Below are 21,431 nucleotides of genomic sequence, written 5' to 3'. Positions count from 1 at the left end.
ATGACGTCAGTTCGTCACATCCCCGACTCCCGCGACGCCTACCTCGACGCCGCCCGCGCCTGCATCCTCGACGTGGGGTGGCGGCGCACCACGCTCACCGAGGTCGCCCGCCGGGCGGGGGTGAGCCGGATGACCATCTACCGGACGTGGCCGGACATGAAGACGCTGCTCGGCGACCTGATGACGCGGGAGTGGACCGCCGTCGTCGCGGCGCGGCCGCCGGGCGACGACCTGCCCGCGACGGTGGTCGCGACGGTGCGGGCGCTGCGCGGCAACGAGCTCTTCGTCCGCATCGTCGAGCTCGACCCCGAGCTGCTGCTGCCCTACCTGCTCGCGCGCCGCGGCCGCTCCCAGGACCTCGTGCTCGACCTGCTGGTCGACCGGATCGAGCAGGGCCAGGCCACCGGCGAGGTCCGCAGCGGCGACCCGCTCGCGATCGCCCGGGCGCTCGTGCTCGGCGCTCACGGCTTCGTGCTCAGTGCCCACACCATGGTCGACGACCGGGTGTCCGAGGCCGACCTCGACACCGAGCTGGCGGCGCTGGTGACCCGGGCGCTGGCCCCGTGAACCGGATCGGCAGCGGGACCGCCGGCCTCGCCACGTCGTACGACGTGGTGGTGGTCGGGCTCGGCGTGACCGGGGCGGGCATCGCGCTGGACGCGGTCTCGCGGGGACTGTCGGTGCTGGCGGTCGACGCGCACGACCTCGCGTTCGGCACGTCGCGCTGGTCGAGCAAGCTGGTCCACGGCGGCCTGCGCTACCTCGCCCACGGCCAGGTCGGGGTCGCCCACGAGTCCGCGGTGGAGCGGGGCGTGCTGATGGAGACCACCGCGCCGCACCTCACCCGGCCCCTGCCGATGCTGCTGCCGCTCACCCCGGGGGTCTCGGGCGGGCAGGCGGCGCTCGCCCGGGCCGGCTTCCTCGCCGGCGACCTGCTGCGACGTGCGGCGCGCACCGACCGGGAGACGCTGCCGCGACCCCGGCGGGTGTCGGCGACCGAGGCCCTGGCGCTGGCTCCCGGCCTGCGGCGCGGCGGCCTGCGCGGCGGGCTGCTGTCGTGGGACGGCAGGCTCGAGGACGACGCGCGGCTGGTCACGACGATCGCCCGCACCGCGGCGGGCCTCGGCGTGGAGGTCCGCACCCGGTGCCGGGTGGCGGTCGCCGACCGGACCGGCGTGACGCTGGTCGACGGCCGCGACGGGAGCGCGACCCGCGTCGCCGCCCGCGGGATCGTCAACGCGACCGGCGTGTGGGCCGACGGGCTCGTCGACGGGATCGCCCTGAGGCCGAGCCGCGGGACCCACCTGGTCCTGCCCGGCTCGGCGCTCCCCGGCCTGCGGACCGCCGTCACCACGCCGGTCCCGGGGTCGACCAGCCGGTTCGTCATGGTGCTCCCCCAGCCGGACGGCGCCGTCCACGTCGGGCTGACCGACGAACCGGTCGAGTGGCCGGTGCCGGACGTGCCGCAGCCGACCGAGCCGGAGATCGGGTTCCTGCTCGACGTGGTCTCGGCGGCGTTCGACCACGACGTACGGCGCAGCGACGTGGTGGGCGCCCACGCGGGCCTGCGGCCGTTGCTCGACGCCGGCTCGGGCGGGACCGCCGACCTGTCGCGGCGTCACGCCGTCGTCACGTCTGCCGACGGGGTGGTGACCGTCGTGGGCGGCAAGCTGACGACGTACCGCCGGATGGCCGAGGACGCGCTCGACCGGCTGGTGGCCGAGCGGCGGCTGGACGCCGACCCGTGCCGCACCCGCACCCTGCCGCTCGCCGGTGCGGCCCCCCGTGACGAGCTCGACCGGCTCGAGCAGCCCGCCCGGCTGGTCCGGCGGTACGGGACCGACGCCGGGCTGGTGGCCGACGTCGCCCGCTCGGTCACCGGGCTGCCCGACTCCGAGCTGGTGGCCCCGGTCTCCGCCTCCTGCCCCGTCACGCTGGCCGAGCTGGTGTTCGGCGTCACCCACGAGGGCGCGGTCGACGTGTCCGACCTGCTCGACCGGCGTACCCGCGTCGACCTGGTCCCCGCCGTCCGCACCCTCGCCGTCCCCGCCGCCGAGCGCGCCCTCACCCTGGCCGCCGCGTCATCGCGGTAGTCCAGTGACAAACGGCCCTCGACACGCCGATCGGAGGGGCCGTTTGTCACTGGAGTACCGATTCTTCCCCACAGACACCGATGAGTCTGGCGGTCGACTCCGGTCGACCCCCTTGGCAGACTGAGCGAGCCAGAGGGAGTCACGGGGATGAGGACGGCGACGGTGAGCACCGACCAGAGCGGCACCACGACCGAGCTGCAGGACTTCGACGCGCTGACGGCGCGCTACGAGCGGGAGCTGTTGGCGCACTGCTACCGGATGAGCGGATCGGTCCACGAGGCCGAGGACCTGGTGCAGGAGACCTTCCTGCGGGCCTGGCGGGCGAGCGCCGACTTCCAGGGCCGCTCCAGCGTCCGGACCTGGCTCTACCGGATCGCCACCAACGTCTGCCTCACCAACCTCGATGCCCGGCCGCGCCGGCCGCTGCCCACCGGCCTCGGCGCTCCGGACGTCGACGCCGCCGACCCGCTCGACGCCCAGCCGGAGATCCCCTGGCTGGAGCCGATCCCGGACGCCGCCGTCCAGGTCGAGCAGAAGGACACCATCCGGCTCGCGTTCGTCGCTGCGCTGCAGCACCTCCCGGCGCGGCAGCGCGCGGTGCTGATCCTGCGCGACGTGCTCCGCTGGTCGGCGGCGGAGGTCGCCGAGGCGCTCGACACCACCGCGGTGGCGGTCAACTCCGCGCTGCAGCGGGCCCACGCCCAGCTCGACAAGCAGCGGCCCACCCCCGAGACCCAGGGGGTCGACCTCACCGACGCCCAGCGGCAGCTGCTCGACGACTACGTCGAGGCGTTCTGGGCCAAGGACATCGACCGGATCGTCAGCCTGCTGACCGCCGAGGCGACCTGGGAGATGCCGCCGTTCACCGGCTGGTACGCCGGCAGCACCACCATCGGCGAGCTGATCGACAGCCAGTGCCCCGGCGGCTCCCACGACATGCCGATGATCGCCACCTCGGCCAACGGGCAGCCGGCGTACGGGCTCTACATGCGCAACCCCGACGGCAGCTTCCGGCCCTTCCAGCTCCAGGTGCTCGAGCTGGACGGCGACCGGGTGCGCCACGTCAGCGCCTTCCACGGCACCGAGGTCTTCCAGCGCTTCGGGCTGCCCGAGGCGCTGCCCGCCGACCACCGGTGACCGATGACATGACCCTCGCCCTCGCGGGCGCGGTCGAGCTGCTGGAGCGGTCCCTGGCCTACACCGGCAGCGCCCTCGCGCTCGTCACCCCTGACCGGCTCGGCGACCCGACGCCGTGCGCGGAGTGGGACCTGGCCGAGCTCCTGCACCACATGGACGACGCCCTCGACGCGTTCACCGAGGCCGCCGCCGGCGAGGTCTCGCTCGTCCCCACGGACGGCGTACCCCGCCTGGAGTCGATCCGGACCAAGGCCTGCGCCCTGCTCGGCTGGTGGGTCGCGCACCCGCCCGACGACGTCCGCGTCGGCGACCTGGCCCTGCCGGCCGGTCTGCTGGTCGGCGCCGCCGCCCTCGAGATCACCACGCACGGCTGGGACGTGCACCAGGCGATCGGCACCCGGCGACCGCTGCCGGAGGAGCTGGCCGAGCAGCTGCTGGGCGTCGCTGCGCTGACCGTCGGCGACGACGACCGCCCCCACCGGTTCGCGGCGCCGCGACCGGTGCCGGTCGGGGCGACCGCCTCCCGCCGGCTGCTCGCCCACCTCGGCCGCGGTTGACCAGACCAGGGGTTCTGGTTTCCCCGTTCGGCCGCGGAACAACGCCTCGGATACCTACGCTCACCCCATGCTCGTGACGCCGACGGCCGCGGCCGGACTGGCCCGCGAGGGCCGGATCGCCGACGCGCTGCAGGCACTCTCCGAGGAGCCGCCGTCGGTCGCGACGCTGGCGCTGGCGCTGGAGTGCCGGCTCGCGCGCGGCGAGATCGAGCTCGCCCTCGGGATCGGCGAGCAGCTCGCCACGCACCGGCGGCTCAGCGGTGCCGACGCCGCTCGCGCCGCCCTCGCGCTCGGCGAGCTGGCAGCGGCCACCGGGCGGGACGAGGAGGCCGCGGCCCACTTCCTGCGGGCCGGTGAGCACGCGGGCGACCAGGCCGACGCGGTCGAGCTGCCGTGGCGCGCGGGCGCCGCGCTGAGCCTGATCCGGGCGGGCCACCACCAGGAGTCGCGTCGCCTGGCGCTGGAGCACCTGGCGACCGCGCGGGCGCAGGGGTCGCCGTACGCCGTCGCCGGAGCCCTGCGCACGGTCGCCGCGGTCTGCTCGGGCCGGCGCGAGGACGCACTCCGCGAGGCCCGCCGGATCCTCGGCGACGACCACCCCCGGCTCGCCGCCACCATCGACACCGACCTCGCCGGCCTGCTCACGCTGATGGGGGGCGCCACCGGGCAGCTGGAGGCGGTCACGCTGCTCCGCTCCGCCGAGGCGTACGCCGACGTCGAGGACCTCTGGCCGCTGCACGGTCGGGTCAGGCGGCTGCTCGAGCGGCTCGGCCAGCAGCCGGTCCCGCTGCGCTGCGAGGCGATCGCCACCCTCACCGAGCTCGAGCACCAGCTCGCCCACCTCGCCGCGGGCGGCTCCAGCAACCGGCAGATCGCCGAGCAGGAGGGGCTCACCGTCAAGACCGTCGAGTGGCACCTCTCGCGGGCCTACCGCAAGCTCGGCATCCGCAGCCGCCGCGAGCTGCCCCGGTCGCTCAAGCTGGTCTGAGGGCCCGGCGTCCCGGAGCCGGAAACCTCGCCGCCCCGAACCACGGAGCGGCCCGTCCGCGCTGCCATGATGGGTCGTCGGCGGGAGGGGACGCGATGTCGGACACGCAGCAGCAGCCACGGTTCGGCCGGCTCGTCGAGCGCGACGACGGGCTCGACTTCCCCTTCTACGACGGCCGGCCCGTCGCGATCAGCGGCGGCCGCTGGTCGCTGGTGGTGCTGGCCTGCGTCCTGGGGTTCCTGGTCCTGATGACCGTGGGGTCCTCGGACCCCTGGCTCGAGATGGTGCCGCGCCTGCTGTTCCTCGCGATCCCGGTGGCGGCGTTCGCGTGGGCCTCGCGAGGCCGGTGGCGCGCCCTGTTCCGGCCGCTGCGGCTCGCGGACCTCGGCACCATCGTCGTCTTCTGGCTGCTCAACCTGGGCGTGAGCGCGGTCGCGGCCTTCGTGGTGTCCGGCGGCGACCCCGGCGGACTGGCCGAGAACACCGCCACCGACGGGCTCAGCGGCGCCGGCGAGCTGCTCGGCTTCTACCTCGGCACCGCGATCCAGCTGATGGGCGAGGAGGTCTTCACGATCCTGCCGTTCCTGGCGGTGATGTGGTGGCTGCACGGTCGCGGCGCCTCGCGGCGGGCCAGCATCCTCGTCGCCTGGCTGGTGACCGCGGTGTGGTTCGGCGCCGCGCACCTGCCGACGTACGACTGGAACGTCGGGCAGGCGATCATCGTGATCGGAGCCGCCCGGCTCGTGCTGACCCTCGCCTTCATCCGCACCAAGAACCTGTGGGTGAGCTTCGGCGCCCACCTCCTCAACGACTGGACCACCTTCACGATCGTGCTGATGTCGGTGCAGGCCTGAGGCGCGCGCCTCACAGGACGCGCATCGACGCGCCGTGCCCGTGCGTCCAGGCCACGGCCCGGCCGTCGACGCCGAGCACGAAGGTGCCGAGCCCCTCGGGCACCTCCGGACCGGTGGCCGTCACCTCGGGCAGCACCTGCGGGGCCTCGTTGCTGACCCAGTGGCACCGCCCGGCGCCGACCAGGCCGGTCATCAGCTCCTGGAACCGGGCGCGGTCGATCGGCTCGAGGTAGGCGATGACCGCGGAGTGGAACACGACCACCGGCCCGTACGACGCGGCCTCGCCCACCAGCTCGGGCAACAGGTCGAGCAGGTCGCCGGACACCAGGTGGGGCGGGTCCTCCAGCGCCACCCGGACCGCGGCCCTCAGCCGCTCCCGCCGCTCCTCCTGCTCCGGCCACACCAGGTTCTCCAGCCACGCCATGGCGTCGGGGTCGGTGACGCGGAGCGGGTGCAGGTCGATCCCGCCGCGCCAGGCCACCCGGGGGACGCGGACCTCGGGCAGCCGCCCCTCCACCTCGCACCGCAGCTCGTGGCCCTCGCCCGCGACCACCGCACCGGCGTCGGTGTCCCACCGGTAGCGGAACCGGTCGGGGTAGAGGCACAGACCGGCGCTCGCCCCGACCTCCAGCAGCGCGACCGGGGCGTCGGCCAGGGTGCCCAGGAACGGCACCAGGGTCGCCAGCCGACCGACCTCGTTGGTCTGGGTACGCCGGGCCAGGATCGTGTCGCGGATCGTGCCGTCGTCGGCCAGCAGCGCCCGGCGGAGCCCCTCGTAGGGGCCGGGCGCCGGGACGCCGTGCCAACGAGCGGCCGCGAGGACCAGGTTCGGCTGCCGCTTGACCGGCGGCAGCCGGGCGATCCAGGCGAGCACCTCCTCGTCCCGGGCCACCGCCAGCGCCCACGCCTCGAAGCACGGTGACCCGTCGGCGTACCGGGCGAAGTCGACGTACTGCTCCGCGACGTCGTCGGCGTAGAGCTCCACGTCAGCCGGGCAGGGACACGTACGTCGTCTCGAGGTACTCGTCGATCCCCTCGAAGCCGCCCTCGCGCCCGTAGCCGCTGGCCTTGACCCCGCCGAACGGCGCGGCCGGGTTGGAGACCAGGCCGGTGTTGACGCCGACCATCCCGAACTCCAGCGCCTCGGCCATCCGGATCGTGCGGGCGAGGTCGCGGGTGTAGACGTACGACGTGAGCCCGTACTCGCTGGCGTTGGCCTGGGCGACCGCCTCCTCCTCGGTGTCGAACGTCGTGATCGGCGCGACCGGCCCGAAGATCTCCTCCTCCGCGATCCGGGCACCGACAGGGACGTCGAGCAGCACCGTCGGCGGGTAGAAGTGGCCCGGACCGTCCGGCGGCGTACCGCCCGTGACGACCCGGGCGCCGGCACCGACCGCCTCCCGGACCAGCCCGCCGACCGACTCGACGGCGGCGCCGTTGATCAACGGCCCGACGTCGACGCCGTCGTCCTGGCCCCGCCCGAGGCGGAGCGCCCCCATCCGCTCGCCCAGCTTGCGCCCGAACTCGTCGGCGACGGCCCGGTGGACGAGGAAGCGGTTGGCGGCCGTGCAGGCCTCCCCCATGTTGCGCATCTTGGCGACCATCGCCCCGTCGACGGCGGCGTCGACGTCGGCGTCGTCGAACACCAGGAACGGCGCGTTGCCGCCGAGCTCCATCGACACCCGCTGCAGCTGGCCCGCCGACTGCTCGACCAGGATCCGGCCGACGGGGGTGGACCCGGTGAAGCTGACCTTCCGCAGCCGGGGGTCGGCCATCAGCGTCCTGCTGAGCGCCGCGGAGTCGTGGGTCGTGACCACGTTGAGGACCCCGTCGGGGAGCCCGGCCTCCGCCATCACCCCGGCCAGGGCGAGCATCGTCAGCGGTGTCAGCTCGGCCGGCTTGACCACCATCGTGCAGCCGGCGGCGACGGCCGGCCCGATCTTGCGGGTCCCCATCGCGATGGGGAAGTTCCAGGGCGTCAGGAACAGGCAGGGCCCGACGGGCTTGCGGATCGTCAGCAGCCGGCTGCCGCCCGCCGGGGCGTGCATCCAGCGGCCGTGGATCCGGACCGCCTCCTCGGAGAACCAGCGGAAGAACTCGGCGCCGTACGCCACCTCGCCCTTGGCCTCGGCCAGGGTTTTGCCCATCTCGAGGGAGATGATCCGGGCGAAGTCGTCGGCCCGGTCGACGATGATCTCGAAGGCCCGGCGCAGGATCTCACCCCGCTCCCGCGGCGGGGTGCGGGCCCAGTCGTGCTGGGCGGCGACGGCGGCGTCCAGGGCGGCGACCGCGTCGTCGGTCGTGCCGTCGGCGACGTCGGTGATCACCGACTCGTCGGCCGGGTCGTGGACCTCGAGCCGGCCCCCGCTGGCCGCCGGTGTCCACGCTCCGCCGATCAGGAGGTTGCGCTGGCGGGCGGGAAGCAGCCCACCGAAATCGAGGTCGTGGTCGGTCATGGGGCCAGCCTCGCACCCACCGGCATCGGGGGGAACGGGTGATGACACCGGAGCGTGGCTCGTGCAATTCTGAGGCGTCGGTTGCGGAGGGAGCACTCTGCGTCGACCCGGGCCCTCCGCTGACCCCATGCAGTGGGGGGCTCGGCTCATTCCGGGCGCGGCCGCACTCGTCCCCGCTCGCCCCTTGCCAACGGCCGCGGACCGGAGTTGCCTTCGTGGTGGAGGTGGCGTCATGGCCGACAAGGGGAACGCACGGAGACCAGCCGGGCAGGATCTCGAGGCGAGCAGCCCGGACCGGATCAGGAACGTCGTGCTGGTCGGGCCCGGAGGCTCCGGCAAGACCACCCTGGTCGAGATGCTGCTCGCCACCGCCGGAGCCGTGCCCCGCGCCGGGTCGGTCGACGAGGGCACCACGGTCAGCGACCACGACCCGGGCGAGCAGCAGCACGGCCGCTCCCACTCGCTGGCCGTCGCGCCGCTCGTCCACCAGGGCATCAAGGTCAACCTGCTCGACACCCCCGGCTACGCCGACTTCGTGGGCGAGGTCCGGGCGGGCTTGCGCGCCGCCGACTGTGCGCTCTTCGTGGTCGCGGCCAACGAGGACGTCGACGACGCCACCCGGTCGCTGTGGCGCGAGTGCGCCCAGGTCGGCATGCCCCGGGCGGTCGTCGTCACCCGGCTCGACCAGTCGCGCGCCGACTACGACGGGGTGCTGGCCCAGGCGCAGGCGGCGTTCGGTGACAAGGTCAAGCCGCTCTTCGTCCCCGTGCGCGACGGGGGTGAGGTCACCGCCCTCACCGGCCTGCTCGAGCCCTGCGACGACGAGCTCTCCGCCCTGCGCGGCGACCTGATCGAGGGCGTCATCGAGGAGTCCGAGGACGAGACCCTCATGGACCGCTACCTCGGCGGCGAGGAGATCGACGCCAAGATCCTGGTCGACGACCTCGAGCGGGCGATGGCGCGGGCGACGTTCTTCCCGGTCGTCCCGTGCTGCGCGATGACCGGCGTGGGCGGCCGCGAGCTGCTCGACCTGGCGGTGAGCGGCTTCCCGTCGCCCGCCGAGCACCCCTCACCCGACGTCTTCACCCCGGCCGGCAAGGAGGCGCCGGCCATCACCTGCGACCCCGGGGCCCCGCTGGTGGCCGAGGTGGTCAAGACGACCAGCGACCCGTACGTCGGGCGGCTGAGCCTGGTCCGAGTGTTCAGCGGCACCCTGGTCCCCGACGCCGGCGTCCACGTCTCCGGGCACTTCGCGTCGTTCTTCGGCGACGCCGGCGCGGGTGCCGGCCACCCCGACCACGACGAGGACGAGCGGCTCGGCGCCCTGTCCCACCCGTTCGGCAAGCAGCTGGTCCCCGCCACGGCGGTCGTCGCCGGTGACATCGCCGCGATCGGTCGGCTCACCCGCGCCGAGACCGGCGACACCCTGTCCGGCGCCGACCACCCGCTCGTGCTCCGGCCGTGGTCGCTGCCCGAACCGCTGCTGCCCGTGGCGATCGCGCCGCACACGAAGTCCGACGAGGACAAGCTCTCCCAGGCCCTGGGCCGGATCGCCGCCGAGGACCCGTCGCTGCGGATCGAGAACAACGGCGAGACCCACCAGCTGGTGCTGTGGGCGATGGGCGAGGCCCACGCCGAGACGACCCTGGAGCGGCTGGCCGAGCGGTACGGCGTGCAGGTCGACCAGGTGCCGTTCGTGGTGTCGCTGCGCGAGACCTTCGGCGGCAGCGCCAGTGGCCACGGCCGCCACGTGAAGCAGTCCGGCGGCCACGGCCAGTACGCCGTCTGCGACATCATCGTGGAGCCGCTGCCGGAGGGGTCCGGCTTCGAGTTCGTCGACAAGGTCGTGGGTGGTGCCGTGCCCCGGCAGTACATCCCCAGCGTCGAGAAGGGCGTCAGGGCCCAGATGGAGCGCGGCGTCCGCCACGGGTACCCGGTCGTCGACCTCCGGGTGACGCTCACCGACGGCAAGGCGCACAGCGTCGACTCCTCCGACATGGCCTTCCAGACCGCGGGGGCCCTGGCGCTGCGGGAGGCCGCGGCGGCCACGTCGATCACGATGCTGGAGCCGTTCGACCTGGTCGACGTGATCGTGCCCGACGAGCAGGTCGGCAGCGTGATGAGCGACCTGTCCTCGCGCCGGGCGCGTCTGCTCGGCACCGACAAGGTCGGCGAGGACCGCACCAAGGTGATGGCCGAGGTGCCGCAGACCGAGCTGGTCCGCTACTCCGTCGACCTGCGCTCGGCCAGCCACGGCGCCGGCACCTTCACCCGGAGCTTCGCCCACTACGAGCCGATGCCCGAGGACGTCGCCACCAAGGTCCAGCCCCGCGACCGTTGAACCGGGACCGACCGAAGGTCGAGTTGGGCCTCGCTCGCCGTTGAGTTGGGCCTCGCTCGCCGTTCAGATCGACGGCGCGCCCAACTCGACGCCGAGGGGAGCCCAACTCAACGAGCGGCGCGGAGGAAGGACTCGAGGATCGGGCCGGCGGTGCTCGAGCCGGACTCACCGGTCTCGACGAACACCGCGACCGCCAGGTCGTCCTGGGCGCCGATCATCCAGGCGTGGGTCCGCAGGGCGCCGTCGTCGTCGTACTCGGCGGTGCCGGTCTTCGCGATCACCGGGCCGCCGGGGACGTCGGCGAGCGCCACGCCGCTGCCCGAGGTGACCACGCCGCGCAGCATGTCGCGGAGCTGCCCGACCTCGCCGCTGCGCAGCGCCGGCAAGTCCTCCTGCTCGACCTCGTGGTCGACGACCAGCGACGGGAGCACCGTGGTGCCCGACTGGACCGAGGCGATCACGGTCGCCATCGCCATCGGCGAGGCGAGCACCCGGCCCTGGCCGATCATGTCGGCCGCGGCCTCTGTCTCCGACTCCGCCGGCGGCACCTGACCGAAGTACGCCGGGAAGCCGAGGTCGTGGTCGACCCCGAGGCCGAGCGAGGCGGCCGCGTCGGCGAGGTCGCCACGCCCCAGCCGCGAGCGGGCGGCGATGAAGGCGGTGTTGCACGAGTTGGCCACCGCGGTCCGCAGCGGGATGGTCCCGATGCCGTCGGCGGGGTAGTCGTCGTAGTTCTCGAACTGCTTGCCGTCGACGACCAGCGTGTCGGTGCAGCGGGTGGCCGCGTCGGGGGCCAGGCCGGACCGGAGCAGCGCCAGCGAGCTGACCGCCTTGAACGTCGAACCGGGCGCGAACTGCCCGTACGTCGCCATGTTGTAGCCGTCGGTCCCCGGGCCGTTGGCCGCGGCCACGATCTCCCCGCTGGACGGCCGGATCGCGACCAGGGCGCTGGCGGGACCGACCGGCGCCAACAGGCTCTCGGCGGTCGACTGGAGCCGGACGTCGAGGGTCAGCCGCAGCGGCGTGCCCCGGACCGGCTTCTCCTCGAACAGCACCCGCTCCTCGTCGTCCGAGGTGGTCGTGACCACCTCCACGCCCGGGGTCCCGGCGAGCTGCTCGTCGTAGCGCAGCTGCAGGCCGGAGAGCCCGGCCTCGGTGCCGGGCTGGTAGCGCTCGGGGTCCTCCTCGACCATCTCGGCGGTCGCCTCGCCGACCGTGCCGAGGATCGGCGCCGCGAAATCGCGGGTCGGCGCCAGTGCGAGGGAGTCCTGGACCGCGAGGGCACCGGGGATCCGCTCGTAGGACGCGGCCACCCGCACCGGGACCTCCTCGCGGCGGTAGACGATGCCCTCGACGAAGGCCAGGTCGCCCGACGCCTTCACCCGCTCGACGTACGCCGCCTCGTCGATGTCGAGCAGCCCCGCCAGCCGGCGCGCCGACGCGACGGCCTTCTTGTCCGACACCGCCGACTTGTCGATCCCGAACCGCGCGACCGGCCGCTCGGTCACCAGCCGCTCGCCGCGGGCACCGACGATGTCGGCCCGCCCGGCCTGCACCGTGCGGCGGCTGAGGGTCCCACCGGCGTGCAGCGAGGACTCCACCAGCGACGGCTCCCACACCACCCGCCAGTGGTCGTCGACCAGCCGGAGCTCCGCCTCGGTGGTGTAGGTCCAGTCCTGCTCGCTGACCGGCCAGGTCCAGCCGAGGGTCGCGACCGCGGTGGCGTCGTCCGACTCCGGCTCGGCCACCTCCTCGACCGACACCGTCGGGGTGACCTCGCCGAGCCCGTCGACGACATCTGCATACGCCTGGTCGGCGCCGTCCTCGGTGAACGCGACCCCGGACAGGTCGCCCTCGGCCAGCCCGTCGGCCAGCTGCCCGGCCGCATCGGCCGGGTCGGGGGCGGTCGCGCCGTCGACCGCCGAGCAGCCGGTCAGCAGCAGGGCGGTCGCGGCCACACCGGCCAGGGTCCGATCGAGCGTCCGAGACATGCGCCCATTCCATCACCCGGCCGGTGGCGCGACGTGAGCACGCGGACCTAGCCGGCCTGACGTGCCAGCCAGCGGTCGAGGTCGACGCCGTGCTCCCGGGCCAGGGCGCGGGCCTTGGCCGAGGTGACGTCGGGCACCCGGACGGTGGTGGGCTCGATGGCGCGGTCGCGGGCGGCGTACGTCCGCTGCTGCGCGGCCAGCTCGTCGGCCTGCGCGGCCGCGGTGGCGAGCAGGCGAGGCGTGGCGGTGACCGCGGAGCCGGTGAGCACCGGGCTGACCGTCGGCGTGTAGCCGGACGCGTGCCCCGGCTGGTTGGGGTGGTAGCTCTCGCCGATCGGGTTGGACAGCCCGTTGATCCACTCGGGGTCGTCGCACACCGCGTGGCCGACGAAGCGGCCCGTCGGGTCCGCGAAGCCGAAGCCGTACGACGCGGCCACCGCGGCCGTGCGGGCGTTGAGCTGGTCGGCGGTCTGGTTGAGTCGCGCCTGCTCCTCCGGGGAGAACCAGGTCAGGGCGTTGCAGTCCTCGCCCATGAAGATCCGCGGGTAGCCGACGACGACCACCTGCGCGTTCGGCGCCGCGTCGCGGATCTGGCCGTAGAGCGTCGAGAGCCGGCCGGGCAGCGTCCCGGCGACGAAGGCCTGCGCCCCGTCGATCGCGCCGTCGCAGTCACCGGCCCACCACGGAGTCGCGCACTCGGTCAGCACGTCGGCGAAGCCCGCGTCGTTGCCGCCGACCGAGACCGTCACGTAGCTCGTGGCCGCGGAGAGCGCGGAGAGCTGGGCCCGGGTCACGTCGGCGACCCGGGCGCCGGAGCACGCGCGGAAGTCCAGCGCGTAGCCGCGTGCGCTGGCGATCAGGCTGGGGTAGGCGGAGGTCGACCGCTGGCAGTCGGTCCCGTCGGCGATGTAGTCGCGGGTCCCCGTGCCCGAGGAGTAGGAGTCGCCGAGCGCGACGTACGCCGGAGCGGCCGGTTCTGCCGCGGCCGGCGCGTGGGTCAGCAGCGGGGCGCCCCCGACGAGCAGGGCGGTGAGCAGGACGGCGGACAGCAGCCGCCTGGGCATCGGTCGTGCGGGCAGGCCGACGGACATGGTGGTTCCCTTCCCGAGAGCGGCCACCAGAGTGTGGCCGCCGCTCACGATAGGGAGCCTCGGCGCGCCTCGCCAGCGTCAGCTGCCGAGGCCGGTGCGGTCCACCTTGCGGTGGAAGCGCATTCCGGCGAGGCCGCCGGCCATCGCGCCGATCAGGGTCACCAGCACGACGAGCACCAGGGCGATGACGCCGCCGGTGGTCACCTCGCCCTCGCCCACGGGGATCCGGGGGAAGCCGTCGACGTCCTGGAGCACGTTGTACTCGTCGCCGGCGAAGTAGCCGAGGATCCCGACCACGACCGCCGCGGCGATCGCCCAGACCCACACGGCGATGCCCTGCTTGATGCCGTCGAAGCGCGCCATCCGGCCCGCGACGTACCCGCCGCAGTAGTAGGACAGGAACAGGATGGCCAGCAGCACGATCCCGCCGATCAGGCCCACGGTCTCGGGCGGGCCGACCGCATCGGCCGCCTCGGCCGTGGACTGGTTGCCCGTGGCCACGCTGACGGCGGCGCCCGCCGCCGCGGCCAGGCCGGTCAGCAGCACCGCCATGCCGGTCGCGGCCAGCCAGCCGAAGAACGCCGACCCGACCTTGACGCCGCCGTGCTCCTCCCGCTCCCTGCTCACCACCTCGCGGCGGTCCTCGGTGTGGACGACGTCGTCGGTGTAGGCGTGGTCACCCGTGCGGGTCTCGTCGACGGGGTGCTCGCGATGGTCTGCCATGACTGCTCCTTCGAGGAGGGGCCGGGGGTGTGTCGGGCCCCCTGAGCCAACCACGTCGGCCCCCGGGCCACCACTACCCCCGCAGGTGAGCGCCCCGCCCCCTCACTCGACCGTCACCGACTTCGCGAGGTTGCGCGGCTTGTCGATGTCGTGGCCCAGGTGCAGCGCCGCGTGGTAGGCGAGCAGCTGCAGCGGGATGGTCAGCAGCACCGGGTCCAGCTCCCGCTCGCTCCTCGGTACGTCGATCCGGGTGGCCTCGAGGTCGCCCAGGTCGACGCCGGCGTGGGTGACCACGACCAGCGGCCCACCCCGGGCCACGATCTCGTGCAGCGCACCGACGTTGCGCTCGACGAGCTCGTCGTCGGGAACGATGGCGACCGTCGGCACCGACGGCTCGATGAGGGCGAGCGGGCCGTGCTTGAGCTCGCTGGTCTGGTAGGCCTCGGCGTGCCGGTAGGAGATCTCCTTGAACTTCTGGGCTCCCTCGCGCGCGACCGGGAAGCCGCGGACCCGGCCGACGAAGAACAGGCTCTCGGCCTCGGCGAGCTGCCGGGCGATCCCGGCGTACTCGTCCTCGTGGGCGAGGATCTCGCGGATCTGCCCGGGGACCCGCTGCAGCCCGGCGATCAGCCGGCGCCCGTCGGCGATGGACAGGTCGCGGACCCGGCCGAGCTGGAGCGCGAGGAGCGCGAACCCGAGGAACATCGTGGTGAGCGCCTTGGTGCTCGCGACCGCCACCTCCGGACCGGCGTGGAGGTAGACGCCGCCGTCGCACTCGCGGGCGACCGCGGAGCCCACGACGTTGACCAGGCCGACGACCCGACCTCCCTTGCGGCGGATCTCCTGCACCGCGAGCAGGGTGTCGACGGTCTCGCCGGACTGGGTGACCGCGACGTAGAGGGTGTCGGGCTCGATCACGGGGTCGCGGTAGCGGAACTCGCTGGCGGCCTCGGCGTCCGCCGGGATCCGGGCGAGCTCCTCGACCAGCGCGGCGCCCATCTGCCCGACGTAGTACGCCGACCCGCAGCCGAGCACCTTGACGCGGCTGATGCCCCGGGTCTCCCGCGCGTCGAGGCCGAGGCCCCCGAGGTGGGCGGTCGCGAACCGCTCGTCGATCCGCCCGCGCAGCACCCGCTCGGCCGACTCCGGCTGCTCGGCGATCTCCTTGCGCATGTACGACGCGTGCTCGCCGGCCTCGAACGCGCCCGGGTCGAGGTCGAGGGTCGCCGCCTCCCGGTGGGTGGCGGTGAGGTCACGGCGCATCGTGGTGAACCCGGTGGCGGTCACCGTCGCCAGCTCGCCGTCCTCGAGGTGCGCCACCGTCGTCGTGTGGCGGACGAGCGCCGCCAGGTCGGACGCGACGAACATCTCCCGCTCGCCGACCCCCACGATCAGCGGGCTGCCGTGCCGGGCCACCACGATCCGGTCCGGGAAGTCGACGTGCACCACCGCCAGCCCGTAGGTCCCCTCGACGGCGGCGAGGGCGTCGCGGACCTTGCCCTCCAGGGTGTCGGCGTCCGACCGCGCGACCAGGTGGGCGAGCACCTCGGTGTCGGTGTCGGACGCCAGCTCGACACCGGCGTCGGTGAGCGCGGCCCGGAGCGCCGCGGCGTTGTCGAGGATGCCGTTGTGGACCACGGCGACCCGGTCGTCGGCATCGGTGTGCGGGTGGGCGTTGGCGTCGGTGGCCGGACCGTGCGTGGCCCACCGGGTGTGGCCGATGCCGACCTTCCCGGAGAAGCGCCGGGGCAGGGCCTCGGCGAGGTCGCGGACCCGGCCCGCCGCCTTGCGCACCCGCAGCCCGCTGCCGCCGAGCACGGCCACGCCGGCCGAGTCGTAGCCGCGGTGCTCGAGCCGGGTCAGCCCCTCGAGCAGGATGGGCGCTGCCTGCTGGGCGCCGACGTAGCCGACGATGCCGCACATGTGGTGGTCCTCTCGGGTTGCTGGTCAGCCGTAGACGAGACGCCGGAGCTGGCGCTCGGTGAGCTCCGGAGCCGCCACCACCCGGTGGCGCAGCTCCTGCCCGATCCGGTCGAAGATCTCCGGGTTCCGGGCGCCGTACGTCCTGAGCTCGGCGTGCCGCCGCCGGACGTAGTCGGCAACCGGCTCCGCGTGGAACGCGAGCACGTCGCCCACCAGGCGGCGGGCGACGTCCGGGGCGAGCCCGGTGGACGCGACGACGTGCTCGACGAGGGCCGGGTCGGCGTCGGAAACGGCGGGCACGACCGAAATGGTGGACATCCGGCCGCATTGATGCAAGTTCCTGCCCGATTTCGGGCAGGAAATGCCGCGATGCCGACGTCTCGCGGCGGTCGGTCCTCGCACCCTTCCCTGCCCGCTCCGGTTCGTCCTAGGTTGACCTCCATCCGACTGTGCCCGGGGGGGCACGTGGGGAGTCGGCGCCACCGAAAGGAAACCCCGGACGATGATCCGTCACCTCGCCCCACCAGCGCGCGTACGGACGCGTGCGGTGGCAGGTGCCGCTACCGCGGTCCTGCTCGCCGCCCTGCTCCCGCTCGCCACCCAGTCCGCCGAAGCCGCCTCCCGTGACCGGGACAAGAAGCCCACGTCCCGGAGCTGCGAGAAGCAGCCCAACAAGACCTTCCAGAGGCTCCTCGCCTGCGTCAGCGCAGAAGGTGTGATGAAGCACGAGCGCGCGTTCCAGGCCATCGCCGACGCCAACGACGACCAGTACTACCCGGGCTCGCGCGCGGCGGGCACCCAGGGCTACGACGACAGCGTCGACTACGTCGTCCACAAGCTGCGGAAGGCGGGCTGGAAGGTCAGCCTCGACCCCGTGGACGTCGAGTACTTCGTGCCGCCGATCCTGCAGCAGCTGACTCCGGTGGAGGGTGACTACGAGACGGGCGTCTTCACCGGCAGTGGCTTCGGCAGCGTCGAGGGCACCGTGATCCCGGTCGACATCAACCTGGTGGGCGACCGTGCCAGCGACAGCGGCTGCACGCCGGACGACTTCGCCGGCCTCGACTTCAGCGGCCCCTCCGACATCGCGCTGATCCAGCGCGGCACGTGCGGGTTCGCCAACAAGTCGCGCAACGCGGAGGACGCGGGCGCGGAGGCCGTGATCATCTTCAACCAGGGCAACTCGCCCGACCGTGAAGAGCTGATCGTCGGCAACGCGTCCACCCTGGACGAGGGCGGTCCCAGCAACCTGACCATCCCCGTGGTCGGCGCCAGCTTCGCCGACGGTGAGGCGCTGGCCCAGCCGGGTTCCACGGCGTTCGTCGAGGTGCAGGAGCCGGAGATCCGCGAGGACTTCAACGTGATCGCCGAGAACCCGGGCAAGAACAAGGACAACGTCGTGATGGCGGGTGCCCACCTCGACTCGGTCGAGGCCGGCCCGGGCATCAACGACAACGGGTCCGGCTCGGCCGCTCTCATCGAGCTGGCCGAGCAGATGAGCAAGGTCCGCAACCACAACACCCTGCGCTTCGCGTGGTGGGCGGCCGAGGAGCAGGGCCTGGTGGGCTCCCAGGACTACGTCGACGGGCTGCCGCAGTCCGAGCTGGACCGGATCGCGGCGTACGTGAACTTCGACATGATCGGCTCGCCGAACTTCATCTACGGCGTGTACGACGCTGACGAGTCGAGCTTCCCGGCACCCGACGGCGTTCCGATCCCGGCCGGATCGGCAGCGCTCGAGGACCTCTTCGAGATCTACTTCACCTGGCAGGAGATCCCGTACGAGGACAGCGAGTTCTCCGGGCGCAGCGACTACGAGGCGTTCATCCTCGACGGGATCCCGGCCAGCGGCCTGTTCACCGGCGCCGAGGTCCCGAAGACCGAGGAGCAGGAGGCGATCTGGGAGGGCGTCACGGGCGAGTCCTACGACCCGTGCTACCACCAGGCCTGTGACAGCCTCGACCCGGTCGGGGACGGCGCGGACCCGGCCGTCTACGCCGAGCTCGACGCCGAGAACGACCTCGAGGGCAACGTGTCCCTGGAGGCGCTGGGGGTCAACAGCGACGCGATCGCCTTCACGCTGCTCTCGCTCGCGTACTCGACCGAGGACGTGAACGGCGTCCCGGGCAAGGACGTGCCCAAGAGCGGCAAGCTGGACCTGCCCACCGAGCCGGCCGGTCCCGAGGGCACCGTCGGCACCGACGGTGGTCGCCAGCACGCCCACGCCGGTCCGTCCGCCTGACGGATCCGCGCCCTCACGCAGGAAGCAGGACGCCGACCTCCCCGACGGGGGGTCGGCGTTCTGCGTCCGGAGAAGAAGTCTGCCGACCGGGGAATACCCTCAGCCTCGTCGCGTTGTACTGGTCAAACGTTCAACTACTCACTCCCCGGAGGACAGCGTGACCAGCACGGAGTTCGACACCCCCACCACCGCCATCTCGGACGTCACCGGCGACTACGCCCTCGACGTGGCTCACTCGCGGCTCGGCTTCACCGCCCGCCACGCCATGGTGACCAAGGTCCGCGGCCACTTCGGTGCCTTCGAGGGCACCGCCCGCGTCGACGCGACCGACCCCGCCGCCTCGTCGGTCCGCCTGACCATCGACCCGGCCTCGATCAGCACCGGCAGCCCCGACCGCGACGGGCACCTGCGCTCCCCCGACTTCTTCGACGTCGAGCGCTTCCCGCAGTGGACCTTCGCCTCGACCGAGGTCACCCGCGACGGCGAGACCTGGACGGTCACCGGCGACCTCACCATCAAGGACGTCACCCGGCCGGTGACGATCGACTTCGAGGAGACCGGCTCGGCCGTCGACCCGTTCGGCAACACCCGCGTGGGCTTCGAGGGCGCGCTGACGGTCAACCGCAAGGACTGGGGCCTCACGTGGAACGCGGCCCTCGAGACCGGCGGCGTCCTGGTCTCGGAGAAGGTCAAGCTCGAGTTCGACATCTCGGCCATCAAGAGCGCCTGACCCGCACCCCCTGTCGGGGCCACCGGAGAAATCCGGTGGCCCCGTCGTCGTCCGCGGCGCCACCATGTGGTCATGCACACGCTGGACCTCCCGCCCGGGCTGACCTCCCGCCCGCTCTCGGAGGACGACGCCCGCGCCGTCTACGAGGTGATGGCCGCCCAGGAGCAGGCCGACCTCGGCACGGTCGAGATCGAGGAGGCCGACATCGTCGCCGACTGGGGCCGGCCGAGCTTCGAGGTGGCGGCGTCCACGGTCGGGGTCTTCGACGGCGACCGCCTCGTCGGGTACGCCGAGGTGACCGCCGCCGACCGGGGCGACGCCGCCGTCGACCCCCGCCACCGAGGTCGCGGCATCGGGACCGCGCTCGCACTCTGGATGCAGGACGCCGCCCGCGCCCGCGGCAGCACGGTGATCGGCATGCCGGTGCCCGAGGGCTCCTCGGGCGACCTGCTCCTCGCCGCCCTCGGCTACCGGGTCCGCTGGACCAGCTGGGTGCTGAAGCTGCCGCCCGGCGCCACGATCGTGGACCGCCCGCTTCCCGAGGGGTACGTCCTCCGGGAGGCTCGGCCGGAGGAGTACCCGGCCGTGCACACGGTGGCCGAGGACGCCTTCCTCGAGTGGTCGGTGCGCGACCGCGAGCCCTACGACGACTTCATGGCCCAGATCACCGGCCGGCCCGGCTTCGCGCCCTGGCAGCTCCGGCTCGTCGCCGACGCAGCGGGGGACGTCGTCGGGATGGCGCACCTGACGCTGGCGATCACGGAGGACGGCAGCCCGCCCGAGGCCTACGTCGCGCGCCTCGCCGTACGACGCGACCAGCGCCACCAGGGCCTGGCCCAGGCGCTGATGGTCGACGCGTTCCGCGTGGGCCGTGAGCACGGCGCCGAGTCGTCGTGCCTGTCCACCGACTCCCGCACCGGCGCCCTCGGCCTCTACGAGAAGGTCGGCATGGAGGTCACCTCGGTCTGGGTCAACCGGGCGATCGACCTCTGAGCGGTGCGGCCACCGCGAGCCGGGAATCCGCGGGCAGCGAAGAGGTCCGGTCCAGCTCTGCACACGCCCTGGACGGCCCCGGCGCACCCTCGGGGCCGAGGAGCGGTCGCCCGTCCGGGCACCCTGCTCTGCCGTAGCATGGGGACGAGTCAAGTCCATGAGCGCCAACGTGAACGCGGACCGCGAGGCGGACGCACGTGACCGGGCCGCCGACGAACGCGACCGGGCCGCCGATGCACGTGACCGAGTTGCCGACGAACGTGACATCGACCTGGAGACGCGCGCCAGCTCCGCCGATGCCCGAGAGCACGCGGCCGACGAGCGGGAGCACGCGGCCGACCTCCGCGAGGCGGCGGGGACCGAGCGTGGGCGTGAGGCCGCCCGGCGGGCAGCCGCACGCGAACAGGCCGCGGATCGACGCGACCGGGCCGCTGACGCTCGCGACCGGGCTGCGGATCGGCGCGACGAAGCCGCGGATCGACGCGACCGGGCCGCCGACCAGAGAGAGATCGCGGAGCAGATGCGGGCCAGTGGTTGGTGCGAACCGGACCGCTAGCGAAACGCCGGCCAGCAGGACGTCTCGCACGGTGCGCCGTCCGTCGATGGTGATCGCGCGCACCAGCGCTATCGGGACGGCTCGTCTCCCGGGGTGCCCCGTACCAGCAGCTCCGCGATGTCTCGCAACCTCTGGCCGGAGTCGTGACTTGCCGTGGCCAGGACTGCGAACGCCTGGTCCTCATCGAGGTCGCGGCTGGCCATCAGCATGCCGATCGCCACACCGATGACTCGTGACGACCGCAGCGCCCGCTCCAACTCCCTGAGGTGCTTCCTGCTCACCTCACCGTCTGCCTGGAGCTCGGCGATCAGCTCGCGGTCGACGAGCTCCGCCGCCGCGATCTTGTCCACCCGGATGTCCCCGATGTCGGCCCGGAGGTCGGCTTGGTCGGCGCGGGCCTCCGCCTTGTCGGCGCGGGCCTCTGCCTCGTCGGCGCGGCCTTCTGCCCGGTCGGCGCGGGCCTCCGAGGCATCGGCACGAGCGTCCGACGCGTCGGCGCGGCTCACCAGCGCCGCGATGTCCGCCCGACCCCGCTTGACGTCGTCCGTCAGGGCCTCGATCAGCCGCCACACCTCGGCACCGTCACGGCCTTGCTCCTCCACGTGGCCAGTATGGCGCTCTCCGCCCCAGGTGGCGGGGGACGACGGGCCGGGGAGCCCGGGGGGCTCAGAGCACTGTGCCCCGGTCCTGCGTCACCTGGTGACTCGGATCCGGGGCACTGCGGTGTCTGTGTGGGGCGCTCGGTCCGGGCCGTGT

19 protein-coding genes are annotated in these 21,431 nt (G+C 73.5%); 11 read left to right on the top strand and 8 right to left on the bottom strand.

Going from position 1 to position 21,431, the window contains the following annotated elements; genetic code table 11:
• The 6 genes from ACQ1X7_RS10210 (at position 1) to ACQ1X7_RS10185 (ending at position 5,629) form a co-directional block, all read left to right on the top strand.
• Entirely contained in the window at positions 1–567 is a 567-nt protein-coding gene (locus ACQ1X7_RS10210; protein WP_432478075.1) for a TetR/AcrR family transcriptional regulator, read from the top strand.
• A complete protein-coding gene (locus ACQ1X7_RS10205) occupies positions 564–2,093 on the top strand; it encodes a glycerol-3-phosphate dehydrogenase/oxidase (RefSeq protein ID WP_432478074.1) in 1,530 nt (509 codons plus the stop codon). Before ACQ1X7_RS10210 ends, ACQ1X7_RS10205 begins: the two co-directional genes overlap by 4 nt.
• A 162-nt stretch (positions 2,094–2,255) precedes the next feature.
• Positions 2,256–3,230: a sigma-70 family RNA polymerase sigma factor gene (locus tag ACQ1X7_RS10200; protein WP_432478073.1), complete on the top strand. Its 975-nt coding sequence runs from the start codon at positions 2,256–2,258 to the stop codon at positions 3,228–3,230.
• Between the two features lie 8 nt (positions 3,231–3,238).
• Complete coding sequence (locus tag ACQ1X7_RS10195; RefSeq protein ID WP_432478072.1) at positions 3,239–3,787, top strand: TIGR03086 family metal-binding protein; 549 nt, start codon at positions 3,239–3,241, stop codon at positions 3,785–3,787.
• 67 nt (positions 3,788–3,854) lie between these two features.
• Entirely contained in the window at positions 3,855–4,775 is a 921-nt protein-coding gene (locus tag ACQ1X7_RS10190) for a LuxR C-terminal-related transcriptional regulator (RefSeq protein ID WP_432478071.1), read from the top strand.
• Positions 4,776–4,870: 95 nt separating this feature from the next.
• Positions 4,871–5,629, top strand: a complete 759-nt coding sequence (locus tag ACQ1X7_RS10185; protein ID WP_432478070.1) for a CPBP family intramembrane glutamic endopeptidase — start codon at positions 4,871–4,873, stop codon at positions 5,627–5,629.
• Positions 5,630–5,639: 10 nt separating this feature from the next.
• Here ACQ1X7_RS10185 and ACQ1X7_RS10180 read toward each other — a convergent pair whose 3' ends face one another.
• The gene (locus tag ACQ1X7_RS10180; protein WP_432478069.1) at positions 5,640–6,614 is read right to left on the bottom strand and encodes a DUF2332 domain-containing protein; all 975 of its coding nucleotides are present in this window, start codon (positions 6,612–6,614) and stop codon (positions 5,640–5,642) included.
• A 1-nt stretch (position 6,615) separates the two neighbouring features.
• Positions 6,616–8,085, bottom strand: coding sequence for an NAD-dependent succinate-semialdehyde dehydrogenase (locus tag ACQ1X7_RS10175; RefSeq protein ID WP_432478068.1), 1,470 nt, complete (start codon positions 8,083–8,085; stop codon positions 6,616–6,618).
• Between the two features lie 232 nt (positions 8,086–8,317).
• On the opposite strand from ACQ1X7_RS10175, the gene ACQ1X7_RS10170 reads away from it, so the two are divergent.
• Positions 8,318–10,426, top strand: coding sequence for an elongation factor G-like protein EF-G2 (locus tag ACQ1X7_RS10170; protein WP_432478067.1), 2,109 nt, complete (start codon positions 8,318–8,320; stop codon positions 10,424–10,426).
• A 107-nt stretch (positions 10,427–10,533) separates the two neighbouring features.
• Here the strand turns inward: ACQ1X7_RS10170 and ACQ1X7_RS10165 are convergent, their stop codons facing one another.
• The 5 genes from ACQ1X7_RS10165 to ACQ1X7_RS10145 form a co-directional block, all read right to left on the bottom strand.
• Positions 10,534–12,417 carry a penicillin-binding transpeptidase domain-containing protein gene (locus ACQ1X7_RS10165; protein ID WP_432478066.1) on the bottom strand — a complete coding sequence of 628 codons (1,884 nt, stop codon included), beginning with the start codon at positions 12,415–12,417 and terminating at the stop codon, positions 10,534–10,536.
• Positions 12,418–12,464: 47 nt separating this feature from the next.
• The gene (locus tag ACQ1X7_RS10160) at positions 12,465–13,508 is read right to left on the bottom strand and encodes an SGNH/GDSL hydrolase family protein (protein ID WP_432478065.1); all 1,044 of its coding nucleotides are present in this window, start codon (positions 13,506–13,508) and stop codon (positions 12,465–12,467) included.
• Between the two features lie 78 nt (positions 13,509–13,586).
• Entirely contained in the window at positions 13,587–14,231 is a 645-nt protein-coding gene (locus tag ACQ1X7_RS10155) for a hypothetical protein (RefSeq protein WP_432478064.1), read from the bottom strand.
• 102 nt (positions 14,232–14,333) lie between these two features.
• Positions 14,334–16,154: a glutamine--fructose-6-phosphate transaminase (isomerizing) gene (glmS, locus tag ACQ1X7_RS10150; protein WP_432478063.1), complete on the bottom strand. Its 1,821-nt coding sequence runs from the start codon at positions 16,152–16,154 to the stop codon at positions 14,334–14,336.
• Between the two features lie 24 nt (positions 16,155–16,178).
• The gene (locus ACQ1X7_RS10145) at positions 16,179–16,454 is read right to left on the bottom strand and encodes a hypothetical protein (RefSeq protein WP_432478062.1); all 276 of its coding nucleotides are present in this window, start codon (positions 16,452–16,454) and stop codon (positions 16,179–16,181) included.
• 247 nt (positions 16,455–16,701) lie between these two features.
• On the opposite strand from ACQ1X7_RS10145, the gene ACQ1X7_RS10140 reads away from it, so the two are divergent.
• The 4 genes from ACQ1X7_RS10140 to ACQ1X7_RS10125 all read left to right on the top strand — a co-directional run bounded on the left by ACQ1X7_RS10140 (position 16,702) and on the right by ACQ1X7_RS10125 (position 20,675).
• Positions 16,702–18,396 carry a M28 family peptidase gene (locus tag ACQ1X7_RS10140; RefSeq protein ID WP_432478061.1) on the top strand — a complete coding sequence of 565 codons (1,695 nt, stop codon included), beginning with the start codon at positions 16,702–16,704 and terminating at the stop codon, positions 18,394–18,396.
• A gap of 157 nt (positions 18,397–18,553) precedes the next feature.
• A complete protein-coding gene (locus ACQ1X7_RS10135; protein WP_432478060.1) occupies positions 18,554–19,126 on the top strand; it encodes a YceI family protein in 573 nt (190 codons plus the stop codon).
• 72 nt (positions 19,127–19,198) lie between these two features.
• Positions 19,199–20,119, top strand: a complete 921-nt coding sequence (locus ACQ1X7_RS10130) for a GNAT family N-acetyltransferase (RefSeq protein WP_432478059.1) — start codon at positions 19,199–19,201, stop codon at positions 20,117–20,119.
• Positions 20,120–20,276: 157 nt separating this feature from the next.
• Positions 20,277–20,675 (top strand): hypothetical protein, encoded by a 399-nt coding sequence (locus ACQ1X7_RS10125; RefSeq protein ID WP_432478058.1) that lies wholly within the window; start codon positions 20,277–20,279, stop codon positions 20,673–20,675.
• A 68-nt stretch (positions 20,676–20,743) separates the two neighbouring features.
• Here the strand turns inward: ACQ1X7_RS10125 and ACQ1X7_RS10120 are convergent, their stop codons facing one another.
• Positions 20,744–21,277 carry an ANTAR domain-containing protein gene (locus ACQ1X7_RS10120; protein WP_432478057.1) on the bottom strand — a complete coding sequence of 178 codons (534 nt, stop codon included), beginning with the start codon at positions 21,275–21,277 and terminating at the stop codon, positions 20,744–20,746.
• Positions 21,278–21,431 lie beyond the last annotated feature (154 nt).

It is taken from the genome of Nocardioides sp. GXQ0305, assembly GCF_050880345.1.
Taxonomy (GTDB): Bacteria; Actinomycetota; Actinomycetes; order Propionibacteriales; family Nocardioidaceae; genus Nocardioides.
The sequence above is the reverse complement of the archived record's forward strand: the minus strand, read 5'-3'. Positions and strand labels throughout refer to the sequence as shown.

What these genes read in the sequence shown, in the direction of transcription:
- ACQ1X7_RS10175 (WP_432478068.1), bottom strand. Translation starts at nt 8,085, where the DNA reads ATGACCGACCACGACCTCGATTTCGGTGGGCTGCTTCCCGCCCGCCAG.
- ACQ1X7_RS10160 (WP_432478065.1), bottom strand. Translation starts at nt 13,508, where the DNA reads ATGTCCGTCGGCCTGCCCGCACGACCGATGCCCAGGCGGCTGCTGTCC.
- ACQ1X7_RS10185 (WP_432478070.1), top strand. Translation starts at nt 4,871, where the DNA reads ATGTCGGACACGCAGCAGCAGCCACGGTTCGGCCGGCTCGTCGAGCGC.
- ACQ1X7_RS10190 (WP_432478071.1), top strand. Translation starts at nt 3,855, where the DNA reads ATGCTCGTGACGCCGACGGCCGCGGCCGGACTGGCCCGCGAGGGCCGG.
- ACQ1X7_RS10195 (WP_432478072.1), top strand. Translation starts at nt 3,239, where the DNA reads ATGACCCTCGCCCTCGCGGGCGCGGTCGAGCTGCTGGAGCGGTCCCTG.
- ACQ1X7_RS10165 (WP_432478066.1), bottom strand. Translation starts at nt 12,417, where the DNA reads ATGTCTCGGACGCTCGATCGGACCCTGGCCGGTGTGGCCGCGACCGCC.
- ACQ1X7_RS10130 (WP_432478059.1), top strand. Translation starts at nt 19,199, where the DNA reads ATGCACACGCTGGACCTCCCGCCCGGGCTGACCTCCCGCCCGCTCTCG.
- ACQ1X7_RS10170 (WP_432478067.1), top strand. Translation starts at nt 8,318, where the DNA reads ATGGCCGACAAGGGGAACGCACGGAGACCAGCCGGGCAGGATCTCGAG.
- ACQ1X7_RS10125 (WP_432478058.1), top strand. Translation starts at nt 20,277, where the DNA reads ATGAGCGCCAACGTGAACGCGGACCGCGAGGCGGACGCACGTGACCGG.
- glmS (WP_432478063.1), bottom strand. Translation starts at nt 16,154, where the DNA reads ATGTGCGGCATCGTCGGCTACGTCGGCGCCCAGCAGGCAGCGCCCATC.
- ACQ1X7_RS10210 (WP_432478075.1), top strand. Translation starts at nt 1, where the DNA reads ATGACGTCAGTTCGTCACATCCCCGACTCCCGCGACGCCTACCTCGAC.
- ACQ1X7_RS10155 (WP_432478064.1), bottom strand. Translation starts at nt 14,231, where the DNA reads ATGGCAGACCATCGCGAGCACCCCGTCGACGAGACCCGCACGGGTGAC.